Below are 15,420 nucleotides of genomic sequence, written 5' to 3'. Positions count from 1 at the left end.
TACTAGCAATGTTACTGTCCAGGTGGGAAATCAGCTAGTTGCTTAGCATCCGTGATCACGATTTGAGGCTTCCCATCCTGATTGGGAGGATAGAGACTAGCAGTTCCAGTCACATACACATAGCCTCGACCGGATTTGGCATAGCGGGTTTCAATTAGTCCCAATATGGTTTGAGCTGCTTGGGAATCCCGATCGGGAATCCAGAGATTAAACCGGTGAAATCTTGACCCAGCATAGATCAGAGCACCATTACCAGGCCATTTATTAATCCCTCCTTGCAGGTCACACAATACCGTGATTTGGTTGCTAGCTTTAGCCGCTTCTACGATCTCATTGTAGTTTAGACGCACCGATAGCACCCCGGCTTGACTGCCTGCGTTACGGTAGTCTTCTACCACCTGGTTTCGTAGATACCACCAAGGAATCAGGGTGGTATAGTCTCTGCTCTTTCCACCGGCATTGGTAGCTGGATCCCAAATCCCTATACCTTTTGCTTGAGCCTCCGCCTCCGCCTCCATAAACTCGCGGTGATAGAGGCGCGACGAGCCATATTTTACAAAATAAGGGCTCCAGCCTTCCCGCACAATGCGCACATTAAAATTCTCCTGCTCTCCGGCTTTGTAGATATAACAGAGCAATCGCCCATAATTGCCCCGATGTTTCACCAGGCAAACCTCCACCGGATCGTTGGTGTCGAATTCAAGATCCACCCATACATCCTGATTGGGTATCCCTTGCTCGTTTGTCCCGAAATACTCCTTCGCCCATTTTGAGGCCAGGATGCCAGCGTTGGTTATCGGTTTACTGCCAGCGCGCTGACTTTCCTCTGTGTCAAGACAAACAAACCGAATTGATTCTTGCTCATTATCCAAGAGTATCTTGATTGTGTCACCGTCAACAACTTTGATCAGTTTGATATTTTTGATGACTGTACCTTTCATTAGCTCTCCTCTTTGTTGGTCAACCATGAAATGAGGGATTAGAATTGCTTGTTGTTTGAGGTGCAGCGCCAGAATATATAATGGGTGTGAGATAACTGTTTTTCTGACCTTTCCTATAGGATATCATGTTTTTGCAAATCTAATTCGGTCAGTGGAGTTTCATCTCCAGTTTGATGCTGGTTAAGGCTCCTTTATTAGGGAGCAGGGAGCAGAGAGCAGGGAGCAGGGAAAAAATTTTGTGTACTTCATAGGTATTAAAGACGCTAGATAAGTAAAATTACACCTAAATATAAGAATATAAGTAGAGTTTAGGACATAGTATTTTGGTTTATCTCATGTCAGAATACCTTTACTTAAAATCTCCCCATCTCCCCATCTCCCCATCTCCCCATCTCCCCACCCTCCCTACTCCCTACCCCATTGAAAACTGCTATAGTTATGATTGACGGTAAGACTTGGTGATAAAAACCCTGGGAGAGGATTTAATGAAACGACAATTGAGACAACTTACCTTAGGAATGACTCTGATCGCTTGCTTAATGGGTTCAATTGCCTGTGAGTCAACCTCCTCTGGAAAAAAAACTAAAGTTCGCTCTGCCCATAGTAACTGGATCGAGGAACAGTTTCAAACTGAGATAGTCAATATTGGTTTGGAAAAACTTGGTTATGAAATCGAAAAACCCAAGGAAATTGACTATCCTATTATTTATGTGTCTGTGGCTAATGGCGACCTAGATTATAGTACTATCAACTATGAAAAATCACATATAGAATTCTTTGAAAATGCTGGGGGTGGCAAAAAGTTAGAGCGAGTTGGAGTGCTTACTCCTGATGGGGTACAAGGCTATCAGATCGATAAAAAAACGGCTGATAAATATAACATTACTAACCTGCAACAATTTAAAGACCCAAAGATTGCGAAACTATTTGATACAGACGGCAATGGTAAAGCTAATTTAATCGGTTGTAATCCTGGTTGGTTTTGCGAAGTGGTAATCGATCATCACCTCAAAGCTTACGGACTAGAAGATACCGTTGAACACATTAGAGGACAATACATTGTGCTACTGGCCGATGTTATGACTCGCTACAAGCAAGGGGAAAGCATTATGTACTATACTTATCAACCTCACTGGATATCTACAATATTAAAACCCGATCAAGATATAATTTGGTTAGAAGTTCCCTTTACTTCTCTTCCTGAATCCCAGAAAGGTCTAACTGAAAAAGACACCTCTGTAGACGGAAAAAATCTGGGATTTACTGTCGATCGCCAGCGCATTGTTGCTAACAAGAAATTTTTGGCAGCTAACCCAGTTGCCAAACGTTGGTTTGAACTGGTTCAAATTCCGGCTGAGGACATTAATGTTGAAAGCCTAAAGATCAAAGAGGGTGAGAGCAGTCCAGAAGATATCCGTCGCCATGCCAAAGAATGGGTGGAAAATCGTCAAGAGTTGTTTGATAGCTGGGTAGAAGAGGCAAAAAAGGCAGGAGGAGATTCTATTTAAAGGGAATAGGGAATAGGGAATAGGGAATAGGGAATAGGGAATAGGGAATAGGGAATAGGGAGTAGGGAGTAGGGAGTAGGGAGTAGGGAGTAGGGAGTAGGGAGTAGGGAAAAAATTTTTCTATCTCATCGGTATGAGAAAGGTTAAATAAGTTAAATTACATTAACAAAAAAAGCGATCGCATAACTTTAGCGATCGCTTTTTTTGATTACCCCTAAAACTCCCCAAAAAAAAATTTCAAAACCCTTGACAAACTATTTTGTTATCGTTATCATTATTGTAATAATGATAATGATAACGACGAATTCAATCTTTGATTCATGTCAAAAAACCCAAACCTAAAAAAACAACCTGTTGAGCACACTCTAAAGCGATGCAGCGCGGTCTTGGGGGTTTCCCCCATGAGCGACTGCATCAAGACAAGGCTCTCGTCAAGCAGTAATTCATAGTATGCACATGCTTTATACACTTGGCTATGCCGAGATTTGCGAGTGGAGCCCTCTGGAGCCAACTGGTGTTCCAGACGAAGTGATTACGACAATGATGAAGTATTGGCTGTTGCCATAACACCTTAAAAAATTTCTGGGGGGAAAATCCCCCCAGGGCACAGGCTCCGGTCTGTTCGGGCAGCGTGACCTTTGGCCAATCAAATAAGATCACATCAGGTTAGGTTTGGGATCTGACTGACATCAAAATTTCAATCCACTTACTGTGGCATTGAAAAAGCCGTGGACATTATGTCTACGGCTTTTTTTTTACTATATTTGGGTTGATAATGCGGGTTTATTAAGACTTCAACTTTATCAAGTTAGTGCTGATTAGTTTAAGACTTATAGCATTTCGATTTGAGTTGTGAACATACTACCTTATGGAAATCAAAGAAGTGTGTTTATAACTATATACAAACGCTATATCATCCATTAAAATCCAAAGAGAATCAGTGGTCTAATATCAAAGCCTCTAGGACACCTTTTTCAACCATATCCAGGTTGAGAATGTAATCAATTTTATCAAAGGTATCGCGAAGAGGTCTTTTAGCTGTTAGCCAACCAAAACCATCGGTAATCCAGATAAATTCGTGACCATCTTGTTTCCACTGTAAAAATATCTCGCTATACTCACCAGCTGTCGCTTTTAGTTTAGAGCCACCACCTCTATAAAAGTTTGTTTCGATTAAAGCGATGCAGCGCGGTCTTGGGGGTTTCCCCCATGAGCGACTGCATCAAGACAACCAGTTTCTTAGGAGTATTAATTGCAAAATCAATCGTTTTAGACGCTTTTTTGATGGTAAGGTGTTTACCAAATTCTGATCTGATGCCATCTGACTTAGCCTGCGGGATGTACTGAAATCCATGACGAGTACAGATAGAATTGACAAAGTACTCGACGATGTCTTCCATGGCTTTACCGCCCCGGTTTTTGCGAGCATTTGTATCTAGACCGACCTCGACACCGATAAAGTAATCTGTTAGGGACTTGATACGTCTTGAGGTGATTTGCTCTAGGAAACCTAACTCCTTTAGGAAAACAATAGCTTTATCAATATCTTCTTCTGTTAAATTTTCTTTCTTTTTAAAACTGAAATTATCATAGTTAAATTTTACTGATTGATAGTCGGTTAAAATCTGAAACTTCTGATCACGACAAGCTAGCAAGGCTGGAATGATAGAGATTAGCTTTGGATGTTCTCTGAATAACACTCTTGCTTCTTCTTCAAGATTATCCTTGCCCACAAGATAGTTCAAAAGATTGAGACTAATCTCAATATCTCTAACATTTTTCCCAACCTTATTCCAATTTACGAAATAATCCCATTTCAAAATAGAGGGTTTCAGGGTTGCCATCACATACTCGAATACGCTGTCAGAGTCATTACAGCCAAGATTTTCCCTAAATACAGAATGAAATTTCATCGGATTTGTCCTGTGTCCTATGTCATTTGTCCTTTTTGAATAAAATAACCAATGGTAAAATTATTCCCCCTCTCCCCCCTCTACCTTCTTATAGTTACTCCTATAGTTACATGATTGCAATGCTCCTTTTTCAGATTGCTTTGAATGTTAATTCAATAGTTAGTAACCAGAAGTTCCCTAATTTCTCCTCTGCTATTTCCTTTTGAGTTTATTCTACGGGATGCCGATACTCGCTCGATCTTAAACCCTTGATATAAGTCATCGAAAAACAAATCATCAACATAGTTAGTTGGATCAGAATTGCTGAGCATTTGATGGGCTCCTGCCTGATCAGTTTTCACAAACACATCCCGTAAACGACGCTGCTCACTATCATCAAAGTCTAGGGAATGATAGGAATTGAAATTGGAGGTTTTGCTGATAGGACGATAGGGAGGATCATAGTAAATAAAGGTGCTATGATCAGCATATTTCAGAACTTGACTAAAGTCCCTTTGTTCTATTTGAGCAATTTCGAATAGCTTGGAGACAGCTCGCAGATTATTGGCATTCAGAATTTTAGGATTTTTGTATCGTCCCACTGGCACATTAAATTCTCCTTTGCTATTGACCCGATACAGACCGTTAAAGCAAGTTTTATTCAGAAAAACCGTTATGGCAGCTCGCTTGCTCCAATCGGAATCGTAACCGTTAGCATCTATATGTTTATCAAACCTGTTATATTTGTTACGATATTCGTAGTATAATTCTTTCCGACGTTGATCATCTTGGGGTAGGTATGTATTACTAAGCTTTAACAGTTCTTTGATCAGTGATTCAACATCCTGTTGGATAACCTTATAAAGGATAATCAGCTCAGGATTGGTATCGAATAGATAAGCTTTCTGGATATCGAAACTGTTGACAATATCGAAAAAAACTGCACCTCCTCCCACGAAGGGCTCGATATAAGTCGTCAGACTTCCCTTGCGTAGCTTTGGTGAGTATCTCTCTCGAAGTTGTGGCAGAAGCTGCGTTTTGCCACCTGCCCATTTTAGCACAGGAGATGCTAATTCTCTTTCTTTTTTTATTGGGTGCTGTATTAGGGTAAATGGTTCAGATTCTGTTAAAATAGCCACGTTGATAATCATTAAAATTGCAGACAATCAATATTGTATAGCATTTTTATTTGAGATGTAAACCTAGGATTAATATAACAAGTAAACAGGGAACAGATAACAGGAGTCAAACTATGCCGGTTTTTTTTGATTTAATGCTAAATAAGCATTGGATTTATGATATATTAATCAAGGCTATATATCCCTCAAATATTATTATTTGAGGAACCATACCATATAACTTGTATATAGTAAATATTTTTTCAAAAAAAGTAAGTATTTAAAATCATTTATTGTTGATATTTAAAAATCTCTTAATTTATATCAAATCTGGATAATTTTCCATACTTACAATATCCATAAAAAATCTTTCTCCCCCTACTCCCTACTCCCTCGGTGCGCTTTCCGTAGGCGAATTAAATTCGCCACGGGTCGCACCGCTCCCTACTCCCTCTTCCCTACTCCCTGCCCGCACCGCTATCACCAAGAACAGCTACCAAAATTCGGAACAATTCTTCTAAATCAGCTGGAACACGGTAAAGATTCAGGTCTTGAGTAACTTGTTTATGCTCTCGGTGCAAAAGCCCAAATTGCCAGATATCCCCTGTAGAAACAGCACCCTGTAAAATCAATTGGTCAGCGTCACTCCATAGATCGAGAGCAATCAGTTCTACAGCAAGTTGGGTAAAGCCTCTTTGGATATTAGCATTTTTGGCTTCTATTACCAGCAGTTTACTATCTGTATAAAGATAATAGTCTAGATAACCTTTCAAGTATTCTGTAACAGTTAGGGGATATTCGATTCTTAGCTGTGCTTGAGTATAGTGGACTAAATCAAGCAAGATCGGAGCGATTAGTAATTCCCGTCGAGCTGTTTCACTGGTTAAACTAACATAGGGTAAGCTTTCTTCAATTCTAGATTTGAGACTAGGGAGTCGGTCTAGTTTTGTCGTAGACTTTTCTAAAGTCAAAGAGCTTCGCTTCAAGGTATAGCCAAATTCCGCCAAAATGTCTTCTGGCTCAACGACCATATCAAAATAACTTCTAAAGGTATAAGATTTACCAGGTTGGAGGATGGGAATTTTGTTCATTATTAAGATAGGGAGTCGGGAGTGTGGGGGGATGGTAAGATAGGGATATAGGGAGATGGGGAGATTTTTATTAAGGGTAATTATCCTGAAATTATCTAATTTTAATTATCTATATAATTGATAATTATATCATGAACAATTTTGCTGATTTATCATAATATCAAACACTCTTTGGATCTCTTGACGACTACTCCCCGCTCCCTACTCCCTTTTCAAGTGCTTAATCCGATCACAAAGAGTGCGATCGCGTTTTTCTAGCTCAGCATTTGTGCTCAAATAATCCTGGAGCCAATCACAACTATAGGTTAGGACTTGATCAAGATCCAGGACTTGATCCACATTCCACAAAATCACGTTATAGCAGAAGTCATTTGTCAGAAGTCATTTGTCAGAAGTCAAACTCTTGCGCTTCTTGATGCAGTCGCTCATGGGGGAAACCCCCAAGACCGTAATGGTGCGCTTGACCTTGGCGAATTAAATTCGCCACGGGTCGCACCTCTGCATCGCTTACAAAGGGTGTGAGACTAATGTCGATGTCCTAACTGCCCTGGCGACTGCTATACTATCAGCACTGGCAGAAGCTAGAATTTCCCCATCTTGGCTGAAGGCGATGCCCTCTACCTCATCCTGATGTGCGGTGAGGGTAGTGAGCAAGGTACCATCATTCTTCCCCAAGGGGACTCCCGTTATAGTCGTTCGCGCAGCGTCTGGCACTGCCAGTAAGACAAGCGCGGGAGGGGAATTGGGGACTGAAAATGTTGCGTATCATTGAAAATTTGTGCTATAATAAACACAAAAACATCAAGCGAGAGTTAGCCACTTAATTTATTCAGTGGGCGGCGTTCGCGTAGCGTGGCCAAAGGCCAGCGTACCGGGATTTATCCCGGCTATCGTGTTAAACTAGAATAGTAAGTAAGAACAAGGTTGGTTACGTTGATTTTTTGCGCTTTTCGGTGAAATCCCAGCCAGTAAGAGACGGGGTAAATCCTACTCCTCAAGGAACAGGCAAGCAATGCAGCAAAAAGGACCTCTGCATCGCTGCTAGAAGGTCTAATGATTCGCCAGAGCATTTTCTCAACTTTCTCAACTTGAGTCTGGGTATTTGCCTTTGCCCCAGCTAACTGTTGCAGTTTGTTCCAAGCCTTGATGGCTACGGGCATCTGCCCAAGCTAGGGCATCGAGTAAGGCTTGACCAGGCAATAGTCTCGATTCATCCTGACAATCACCATTGAACCAAGCTCTTAGACTTGTAGCATAGGGACGAAGATTTGATAGTTGCTTGCTGACCCAATCACAGTTGAAAACAGCAGCATAAATGGGGTTGCGGACCTTAACCTTGCCCTCAGTCTTGACCACTAATCCCGACAGTAGCAATTCCATTTGTTCCCAACTGTCATCTGCTGCTACTGCTCCCTGTTGCAGAATTTGCTGATAAAGTCCTAATAACCGCCCAGCCCGTTGCTCATTACTGAGAATGCGATCGCGTATGGTCCTGAGATGCTCTGGTTCATCTTGGACTTCCCAGTTGTCGATAATCCGCCTATCCACAAGAGACTCAAGGGATTTGCCATTGACAGTACCATTCTCTATATCCTCTAGAATCAGCTGACATAGCTTTTGAGTCAGTAAAGGCTGTCCTCCCGTAAACCCCAAGATTTCCCTAAGTAAGGCTTTGGGATTGCTAACCATTCCGTTAAATCCTAGCCCTAGGGGTTTGGCTTCTTCCAGAGTAAATCCACATAACTCAATCCCCCGTCCGATATTAAACGGAGTGCGTTGCTTATCTACGATCAAATCCGAGGGAGTGGCTACCCCTAACAAGACAAAACTGAGGCGTTGGTAGGCTTGGTTTTCTGTGCGCTTGTTGTAGCAGGCTCGGATCAGGGCAAAAAAATCTTCAATCGGAAACGATAAACCCAGAATGCTATCGATTTCATCAATAAAGATCACCAAATTTCCCTCAACCTCTGCCAGTAGCACCTCCTCAATAAAATCACTCAGACGCTTGACTGGGGATAGATCAGAGCGTGAGCGCCACCAAGCGCGTAAATTGACCTGGAGGTTGAAGCTGCTCACCAGACAGCGTAATATACTAGCATACCACTGGTCTGCTGTCAAATCTTGGGTACCAATTTCCGTCAAATCAACGATTCCACAGTGGATGCCTATTCCTTGTAATCGGTGAGTAGTTTGCACCCTCAAAGAAGACTTACCCATTTGCCTGGAGGTAAGGACATAGCAAAACTCACCGGCTACCAGAGCCTGATACAAATCCTGATCTGCTTTACGACGCACATAGCAGGGGGTATCAGGGGGTAAACTCCCGCCAACTTGATAGTTGTGCTTTTTCATAACTTCCAGGCATCCATGGGTTTTAGCCCAGGTGAGTACTAAAGTACTGACGATACAAATCACAACTAGGTACAGCCCCCTGTTTGTGGAGCTGTACTAATCCTAAACTTTGCAACTTAAAGGCTAGCTTTTGCTCTAATTCCACTGGCTGGGATGACATCACTACTTTTCCATAGGCTGCGACCAGTTGTGGATATTGTTGTAGATTCCACCATTGTCGTCGAAGGTCATCATGATAAATCCCCGATTCCCTTGCTGCTGAATTCAATAACTCTTCAAAGGTAACGTCACCGCGCCTAAGATGATATAACGCTACCCTTAAAAGACAAGGATTTCCTCCTACTTTAGCCATAATTAAAGATACGTGATCGACCCTCGAATCATCAGTACCCCAATCGATTCCGTGGCGACGGGCTAATTCTTGCACTTGGGCCTTGGTAAACTCTGGCAATTCAATGGATAATCCCACATTAAACGGCGATTGGTGGATATGTAAGGCAATATAAACGTCAGTAGAATGTATAATAATTAAGCGCAGTTTTTGCCAAATTGTGCTACCAGTTACACCGTATTTGGCTTTTTCATACCAAGCTCGCAGCAAACCGAGGAAATCCGTGGCAATAGCAGGGTAATTAAACAACAGGTTGACCTCATCTAATGCCAATACCATCGGTGTATCTATTTCTTTTAATAGATAATTCTCGAAGTAATCTGTGGTATTACCACTGCTGCCAAAGATATCATCCCAATAATCATTTAGTCGATTTGGTAATTCTAGGCTACGAGTGACTGTGGCACAGAACCATTGTAAAAATCGTTCTAAATCCGTAAAGACATTGGCATCAGCTTGCTGCAAGCTCAGAGCGACTGTGCGGAAGCCAGATGCTCTAGCGTGATCAAGAATCCTCACCATCAGGGAGGTTTTACCCATCTGTCTAGGGGCTTTAATTCGGATTAATGCCCCTGGCTGCAACACTGTTTCGTAACATAGAGAGTCATTGGGGGGACGCTCGATATAAAAAGAAGAATTGAGAGGGACCACACCTCTAGGTAATTCGAACTCTGTAGGTAATTCCAGCTCGACCTCTGGCAACTCCTGAAGCTCGACCTCTCGTAATCGGTCCCTGATCACAGAACGAATGTTATTTTTTGTGATCTTCTCTCCAAACACCTCTGACAGGATATGCCATAAGCGGGAGCCAACCACCCGAATGTAATCGGCGTCGTAACCAGACCCCTCAGCAATCTCTTGATAAGTTTGTCCTGACCAACATTGGCGGAGCACCAGTTCTTGAACTGCGTTTAAGCGTTCGGGTTTGATGACCGTATCCACCATCGCCAATGCTTCTTCAACACTCATTACTTTTTATTATGTAATCAATTAGAATTATTTATTACTTTTTCTCACAGACAAAGCCACATTGCCGATTTACCTTAAAGTCAGGGATCGCAAATCGTCCTTTAGGGTTAACACCAAGCCAGCGATCAATAGCCGATCGCTGGCTACCTACTTCAAGGGGGATCAGCTTCCCTAGTCAACCAGGCTTAAGCAATTAAGCCATCTAAAAACTACCTATACGGGTTAAAGGGTAACAGTTAAAACTACCTCGTAATTGTGGGCATCCAAGAATAGGGCATGGGATTTACCCCTAGTCCATGCTCTATTTTGTTTTCCCTAGTTAACTAATCTAGTTAACTAATGGTTAACTAAGATGTTCCATCACTGATCCACGGTAGTGCTCCACGGTGGCTAGCGTTCTCTTGAAGTTGGGTTTTCGACAGTTGGCCGTTGCTTGTTTATCGTCCACATTCACTCAACATTCAACAGTCCCACCTCTGATTTAAACGGTATAACCGCAACTTAGGATGACCCCAAACAGCGTTATTGATTTGCTTAGTCAAACCATCAGTAAGGATGTTCATCGTTAACAACCATTAACAAAATTGAGCTTAAAGAATAGGGTAAAAGGTTAACTATACCACAGCTTTTGCCTTTTGGGTTTCCTTTTGGGTTTCCTTTTTGGCTCAATTATCAATGAGTAACTCAATTGAGCTAATTCAGGGTGATAGAGAAAGTAGGTGTTCGCTAGAAGTAACAATGATCAGCAAGATCAGCAACCTGTACAAAGGTTTCAGGATTCTACCTTTAATGACCTCCTGATTCCCTGGCTCAACGCAGATAGTTTTAGGAGACGGTTGAGGCAAGTAATCCAGAGGTCAAAGTGGTATAAGGGTTATCGATTCGCCGTCTTATTGGTGGCTTTGGAACGTTTTAAAGTCATTCAGTTTAGTATGGGACGGCAGGTGGGAGCAAAATTGCTAAAGGCTTTTGATTCTCGCTTGACTGATGCCCTGAATTCTACCGTTAACTATACCGTTAACTATACCGTGGCGCGGTGGTCCGAAGATGAATTAGCTATCTTACTCAAAGACATTAACGATGTCAGTGAAGCTACCTTGGTAGCAGAACAGATTGGCACTAGCCTGCGGACGCCTTTTTCGATTGATGACCATGAGATTTTTTTGAGTGCCAATATTGGAATTGCTAGCAATGACAGGGATGATTACCAAGCCTCTGCTTTTCTTGACAACGCCAGTCTAGCTCTTTATCGAGCCAAAATGGAGAGTAACACTGGCTATAAGCTGTTTACCCCTGCCATGCGCACCCGGAGTATAGAGCGGTTGGAGTTAGAAGATAGTTTACGCTTGGGTATTAAGCGCGAAGAATTGCGGCTTTATTACCAGCCAATTGTGTCTCTTGAAACCCATAAGCTGGCTGGCTTTGAGGCACTGGTGCGGTGGGAGCATCCCGAACGGGGACTGCTGTTGCCAGCAGAGTTCATTCCAGTGGCAGAAGAAACAAAGCTGATTGTGCCACTGGGTTGGTGGGTACTACGCCAGGCTTGCCAACAAATGTGGCAGTGGCAACAACAGTTTCCCCAATATCAGGATTTAACGATCAGCGTTAACATCTCCAGCTTACAATTATCCCAACCGGATCTAATCGGTAAAATCGACACAATTTTGTGGGATTCTGGTCTCGATGCCCAGAGTTTGAAACTAGAGATCACAGAAAGTTTACTGCTGGAAACCACTGCAGTGGTTCTGTTGGAGAAACTCAAACAGCGACAGATTCAGTTGTGCATTGATGATTTTGGGACTGGTTATTCTGTCTTAAGTTACTTGCCAAATTTACCGATAGATATATTAAAAATTGACCGCTCTTTTGTAAAAGGTATGAGTGATGATCACAAACATGGGGAAATTTTGCGGTGGATGGTAAAGTTGGCAAACGACCTCGGCATAGATGTAGTAGCAGAGGGAGTGGAAACTGAAAAGCAATTGGCACAGCTTTGTGATTGGCGTTGTCAATATGGACAGGGGTATTGGTTTTCTAAGCCTTTAAATCCCGAAGCTACTGAAGCCTGGTTAGAGACTCTAAGTGTGGGGAGATGGGGAGATGGGGAGATGGGGAATCGGTAAGTTAGAAGTTAGAAGTTAGAAGTTAGAATTTAGAATTTAGAATTTAGAATTTAGAATTTAGAATTTAGAATTGGGAATCGGGAATCGGGAATCGGGAATCGGGAACTTCGGATCAAGGAAGATTAGAACAGCAGAGGATTTCTTGGTGTGATCAGAAATCAGGATTGGGTTTGATGATCGACTGCGCGTTTATGATACTGTTTATGATACTTATGAGGTACATTCAATTTTCCCATAGGCCACTCCCGACTCCCGACTCCCGACTCCCGACTCCCGACTCCCGACTCCCGACTCCCGACTCCCGACTCCCGACTCCCGACTCCCGACTCCCGACTCCCGACTCCCTAATGATTCCCAACGCCGAACGATACTGGCTCACAAATGCCCATGTACCATTTTGCCTACTGGAAAACAGCAAGGTTTACCATCGGAACGAGCAGGGTTTGTGCTTAGTTGATATTGAAATTAATCAGGGAGCCATTGCTGGAATAGTGCCAAAGGCGATTGTTCCCAAGGGGCAGCAAAACACGATGCTCGAAAAGAGCCGTTATGGGATTGACCTTGGCCAAAAGGCCACGCTACGCGAACGGTCACGCTACGCGATCGCAAACAGTACCGAAAACAGTATCGCAAACAGTGTTGAAGCTAGCACAGATACCAGTAACATACCTAGTGACATCCCCAGTATAAATCTCCGGCAAGGACAAGTATGGCCGTGTTTTCTAGATATACACACCCATCTGGATAAAGGTCATATTTGGGAACGGTCTCCCAACCCTGATGGTACTTTTAATAGTGCCTGTCTGACCGGAGATGCTGATGCCCAAACCTATTGGCAACGGTCAGATTTATATCGGCGCATGGAATTTGGACTCAAATGTAGCTATGCTCATGGCACCAAAGCTATCCGCACCCACATTGACTCGGTTGGAGAACAAAGTGCGATTAGCCTAGGCGTTTTCCAAACCCTCCAGAAAGAATGGCAAGACAGAATTACCCTACAAGCAGTGTCTATAGTTACTCTAGATTACTATCAAACTGCCGGTGGCATTACCTTAGCCGATCAAATTGCTGAAATCGGAGGCATACTTGGAGGGGTAGCTTATAGCAACCAAGACCTGGATGCTCAACTCGATACTGTTTTCTCCCTAGCTAAGGACAGAAACCTCAACCTAGATTTCCATGCTGATGAAAATGGTAATCCCGATTCCCATTGTTTACGAAAGATTGCCCAAGCTGCGATTCGTCATCAGTTTACCGGAAAAATTATTTGTGGTCACTGTTGCAGTTTGGCCATGCAACCCTTAGAGGAGGTTGCGGAAACTCTCAAGTTGGTCAAAGCAGCAGGAATTGCCATTGTTAGCTTACCGATGTGCAATCTTTATCTACAGGATCGACAGGCTAACTCTACACCTTCCTGGCGGGGAGTCACCAGGCTCCATGAAATTAAACAACAGGGTATTCCGGTAACCTTGGCTAGTGATAATTGTCGAGACCCCTTTTATGGATTTGGGGATCATGATGTATTAGAAGTCTTTACCCAAGCCGTAAGGATTGCCCATTTAGATATGCCCATCGGTGATTGGCCTTGTGCAGTAACCAAGACAGCCGCTGATTTAATGGGTTTACCTGACATGGGTAGGATTGGAGTGGGACTCCCGGCAGATTTGATTTTGTTTAAGGGACGCCATTTCAGTGAACTTTTGTCCCGTCCCCAGCATGACCGAATTATCTTGCGTCAGGGTCAGCCAATTGATACTAGGTTGCCGGATTATGCTGAGTTGGATGATTTATTGAATTTAGAATTTAGAATTTAGAATTTAGAATTGGGGAATCGGGAATCGGGAGTCGGGAATCGGGAATCGGGAGTCGGGAATCGGGAATCGGGAATCGGGAGTCGGGGCAACAGATGTGTAGGGTGTGTTAGGGGCGGGCTTGCCCTAATTTTCCACTTCGTCGCCAGTATTAGAATAGCCCGCCCCGTAACGCACCACCAAGTAGAATGCGCGAATTGGGAATTTAGCAACAGATGTGTAGGGTGTGTTAGGGGCGGGCTTGCCCTAATTTTCCACTTCGTCGCCAGTATTAGAATAGCCCGCCCCGTAACGCACCACCAAGTAGAATGCGCGAATTTAGAATTAGGAATTTAGAAAAAATTATCTGTACCTGATAACTATGAAAATTGCTATATAGCAGTTTTCAACAATTCCTTAGCCCATATCCGATTTGTTTCTGATAAAGCTGGTACTGGCTCTTGGTCATAATCGAGTTGATAATCATAACCCCCTCGCTCATAAACACTACTGATTATACCTTGTAAATCCACTATCGGTTCAGAATCTTCTGGACGTAACGGTAGGGAAAAAGTTGGTAGTTGCTCTGGGAGATTACAAGTATATAACTCTGCTCGTGGGCGATGCTCCTCTCGACTAACCAAAACCCGATAATCGCTTTCAATAGTATTATCTAAGAGTGGCATTGGTTTCCAGCCTCTGAGCAAATCGATCTCCACTAAATTGGTCAAACTTCCTAACACCCGTTGGCGTTTTTTCAGGTAAGTTTCTCTTCCTTCACCAGAGCGCTTATTTACTGGAGATAAAACTTCGATAGCGGTTACCACAGCACCGGTAGTCATATCTCTTACTTCCAAATACCCTTGTTTGATTTCTTCAGGCATAGGAACGATTACTGTTACCGGTTTTGTGGTTGGTGACGCAACAGCAACCTTAGAGGATATCTGAAAAGTTTTTTGATACTGAATTTTGCCCCCCTAGCCCCCCAACTTTGGGGGGAACAAGAGTCAATTTGCTTCTAAAAGTCCCCCAAAATTGGGGGATTTAGGGGGCTTGGATGTAGCAAATGAGACTTCTCAGACAACCTCTTAGAGGTGGGAGAATCTTCAGTATTGGGTTGACGTTTAACAGTAACATCAGGAATTCCCACTAATAAGACGTCATCTTGGTTACTTTTATTAACCTGATAAATTCGCTTTTCAATAGCTACTTTATACTTCGGACGTACCTGAGGAATTAAAG

Annotated in this window: 13 protein-coding genes and 1 pseudogene; 4 read left to right on the top strand and 10 right to left on the bottom strand. The window is 42.9% G+C overall.

All coding sequences use genetic code 11. The annotated features are described in order from the left end of the window. Positions 1 to 11: 11 nt before the first annotated feature. Positions 12 to 941: a thermonuclease family protein gene (locus F6K38_RS10920; protein WP_287253422.1), complete on the bottom strand. Its 930-nt coding sequence runs from the start codon at positions 939 to 941 to the stop codon at positions 12 to 14. Positions 942 to 1,426: 485 nt separating this feature from the next. Between F6K38_RS10920 and proX the strand changes: the two genes are divergently transcribed. Both proX and F6K38_RS10910 read left to right on the top strand, forming a co-directional pair. Beyond that, a complete protein-coding gene (gene proX / locus F6K38_RS10915) occupies positions 1,427 to 2,449 on the top strand; it encodes a glycine betaine/L-proline ABC transporter substrate-binding protein ProX (protein ID WP_287253421.1) in 1,023 nt (340 codons plus the stop codon). A gap of 320 nt (positions 2,450 to 2,769) precedes the next feature. Continuing rightward, positions 2,770 to 3,016: pseudogene (locus F6K38_RS10910) on the top strand (hypothetical protein). Positions 3,017 to 3,386: 370 nt separating this feature from the next. On the opposite strand, the gene F6K38_RS43270 reads toward F6K38_RS10910, so the two are convergent. The 7 genes from F6K38_RS43270 to F6K38_RS10880 form a co-directional block, all read right to left on the bottom strand. After that, on the bottom strand, positions 3,387 to 3,623 hold the full coding sequence (locus F6K38_RS43270; RefSeq protein WP_353737183.1) for a DpnII family type II restriction endonuclease: 237 nt from the start codon (positions 3,621 to 3,623) through the stop codon (positions 3,387 to 3,389). After that, positions 3,604 to 4,362: a DpnII family type II restriction endonuclease gene (locus F6K38_RS10905; RefSeq protein ID WP_008181737.1), complete on the bottom strand. Its 759-nt coding sequence runs from the start codon at positions 4,360 to 4,362 to the stop codon at positions 3,604 to 3,606. The genes F6K38_RS43270 and F6K38_RS10905 overlap by 20 nt, the downstream gene beginning before the upstream one ends. Before the next feature lie 152 nt (positions 4,363 to 4,514). Then, positions 4,515 to 5,489, bottom strand: coding sequence for a DNA adenine methylase (locus F6K38_RS10900; protein WP_502709576.1), 975 nt, complete (start codon positions 5,487 to 5,489; stop codon positions 4,515 to 4,517). Positions 5,490 to 5,917: 428 nt separating this feature from the next. After that, positions 5,918 to 6,550, bottom strand: a complete 633-nt coding sequence (locus F6K38_RS10895) for a hypothetical protein (protein ID WP_287356597.1) — start codon at positions 6,548 to 6,550, stop codon at positions 5,918 to 5,920. A gap of 507 nt (positions 6,551 to 7,057) precedes the next feature. Further along, positions 7,058 to 7,264, bottom strand: a complete 207-nt coding sequence (locus F6K38_RS10890) for a WD40 repeat domain-containing protein (RefSeq protein WP_008181742.1) — start codon at positions 7,262 to 7,264, stop codon at positions 7,058 to 7,060. A 369-nt stretch (positions 7,265 to 7,633) separates the two neighbouring features. Beyond that, entirely contained in the window at positions 7,634 to 8,902 is a 1,269-nt protein-coding gene (locus tag F6K38_RS10885; protein ID WP_353736804.1) for an AAA-like domain-containing protein, read from the bottom strand. A gap of 22 nt (positions 8,903 to 8,924) precedes the next feature. After that, positions 8,925 to 10,262: an AAA-like domain-containing protein gene (locus F6K38_RS10880; protein ID WP_008181745.1), complete on the bottom strand. Its 1,338-nt coding sequence runs from the start codon at positions 10,260 to 10,262 to the stop codon at positions 8,925 to 8,927. A 719-nt stretch (positions 10,263 to 10,981) separates the two neighbouring features. Between F6K38_RS10880 and F6K38_RS10875 the strand changes: the two genes are divergently transcribed. Further along, positions 10,982 to 12,385, top strand: a complete 1,404-nt coding sequence (locus F6K38_RS10875) for a putative bifunctional diguanylate cyclase/phosphodiesterase (RefSeq protein WP_008181747.1) — start codon at positions 10,982 to 10,984, stop codon at positions 12,383 to 12,385. 212 nt (positions 12,386 to 12,597) lie between these two features. Then, positions 12,598 to 14,202: a cytosine deaminase gene (locus tag F6K38_RS10870; RefSeq protein ID WP_287356595.1), complete on the top strand. Its 1,605-nt coding sequence runs from the start codon at positions 12,598 to 12,600 to the stop codon at positions 14,200 to 14,202. Positions 14,203 to 14,570: 368 nt separating this feature from the next. Here the strand turns inward: F6K38_RS10870 and F6K38_RS10865 are convergent, their stop codons facing one another. Both F6K38_RS10865 and F6K38_RS44140 read right to left on the bottom strand, forming a co-directional pair. After that, the gene (locus F6K38_RS10865; protein WP_353737182.1) at positions 14,571 to 15,071 is read right to left on the bottom strand and encodes a DUF4058 family protein; all 501 of its coding nucleotides are present in this window, start codon (positions 15,069 to 15,071) and stop codon (positions 14,571 to 14,573) included. 125 nt (positions 15,072 to 15,196) lie between these two features. Next, positions 15,197 to 15,420: DUF4058 family protein (locus tag F6K38_RS44140; RefSeq protein WP_502709574.1), on the bottom strand; the 224-nt coding region annotated here is incomplete at its 5' end.

The sequence above is a fragment of the Moorena sp. SIO3B2 genome (assembly GCF_010692525.1).
In the GTDB taxonomy this organism is placed as follows: domain Bacteria; phylum Cyanobacteriota; class Cyanobacteriia; order Cyanobacteriales; family Coleofasciculaceae; genus Moorena; species Moorena producens.
Note: the sequence above shows the minus strand (reverse complement) of the source record. Positions and strands in the feature narration are given on the sequence as shown.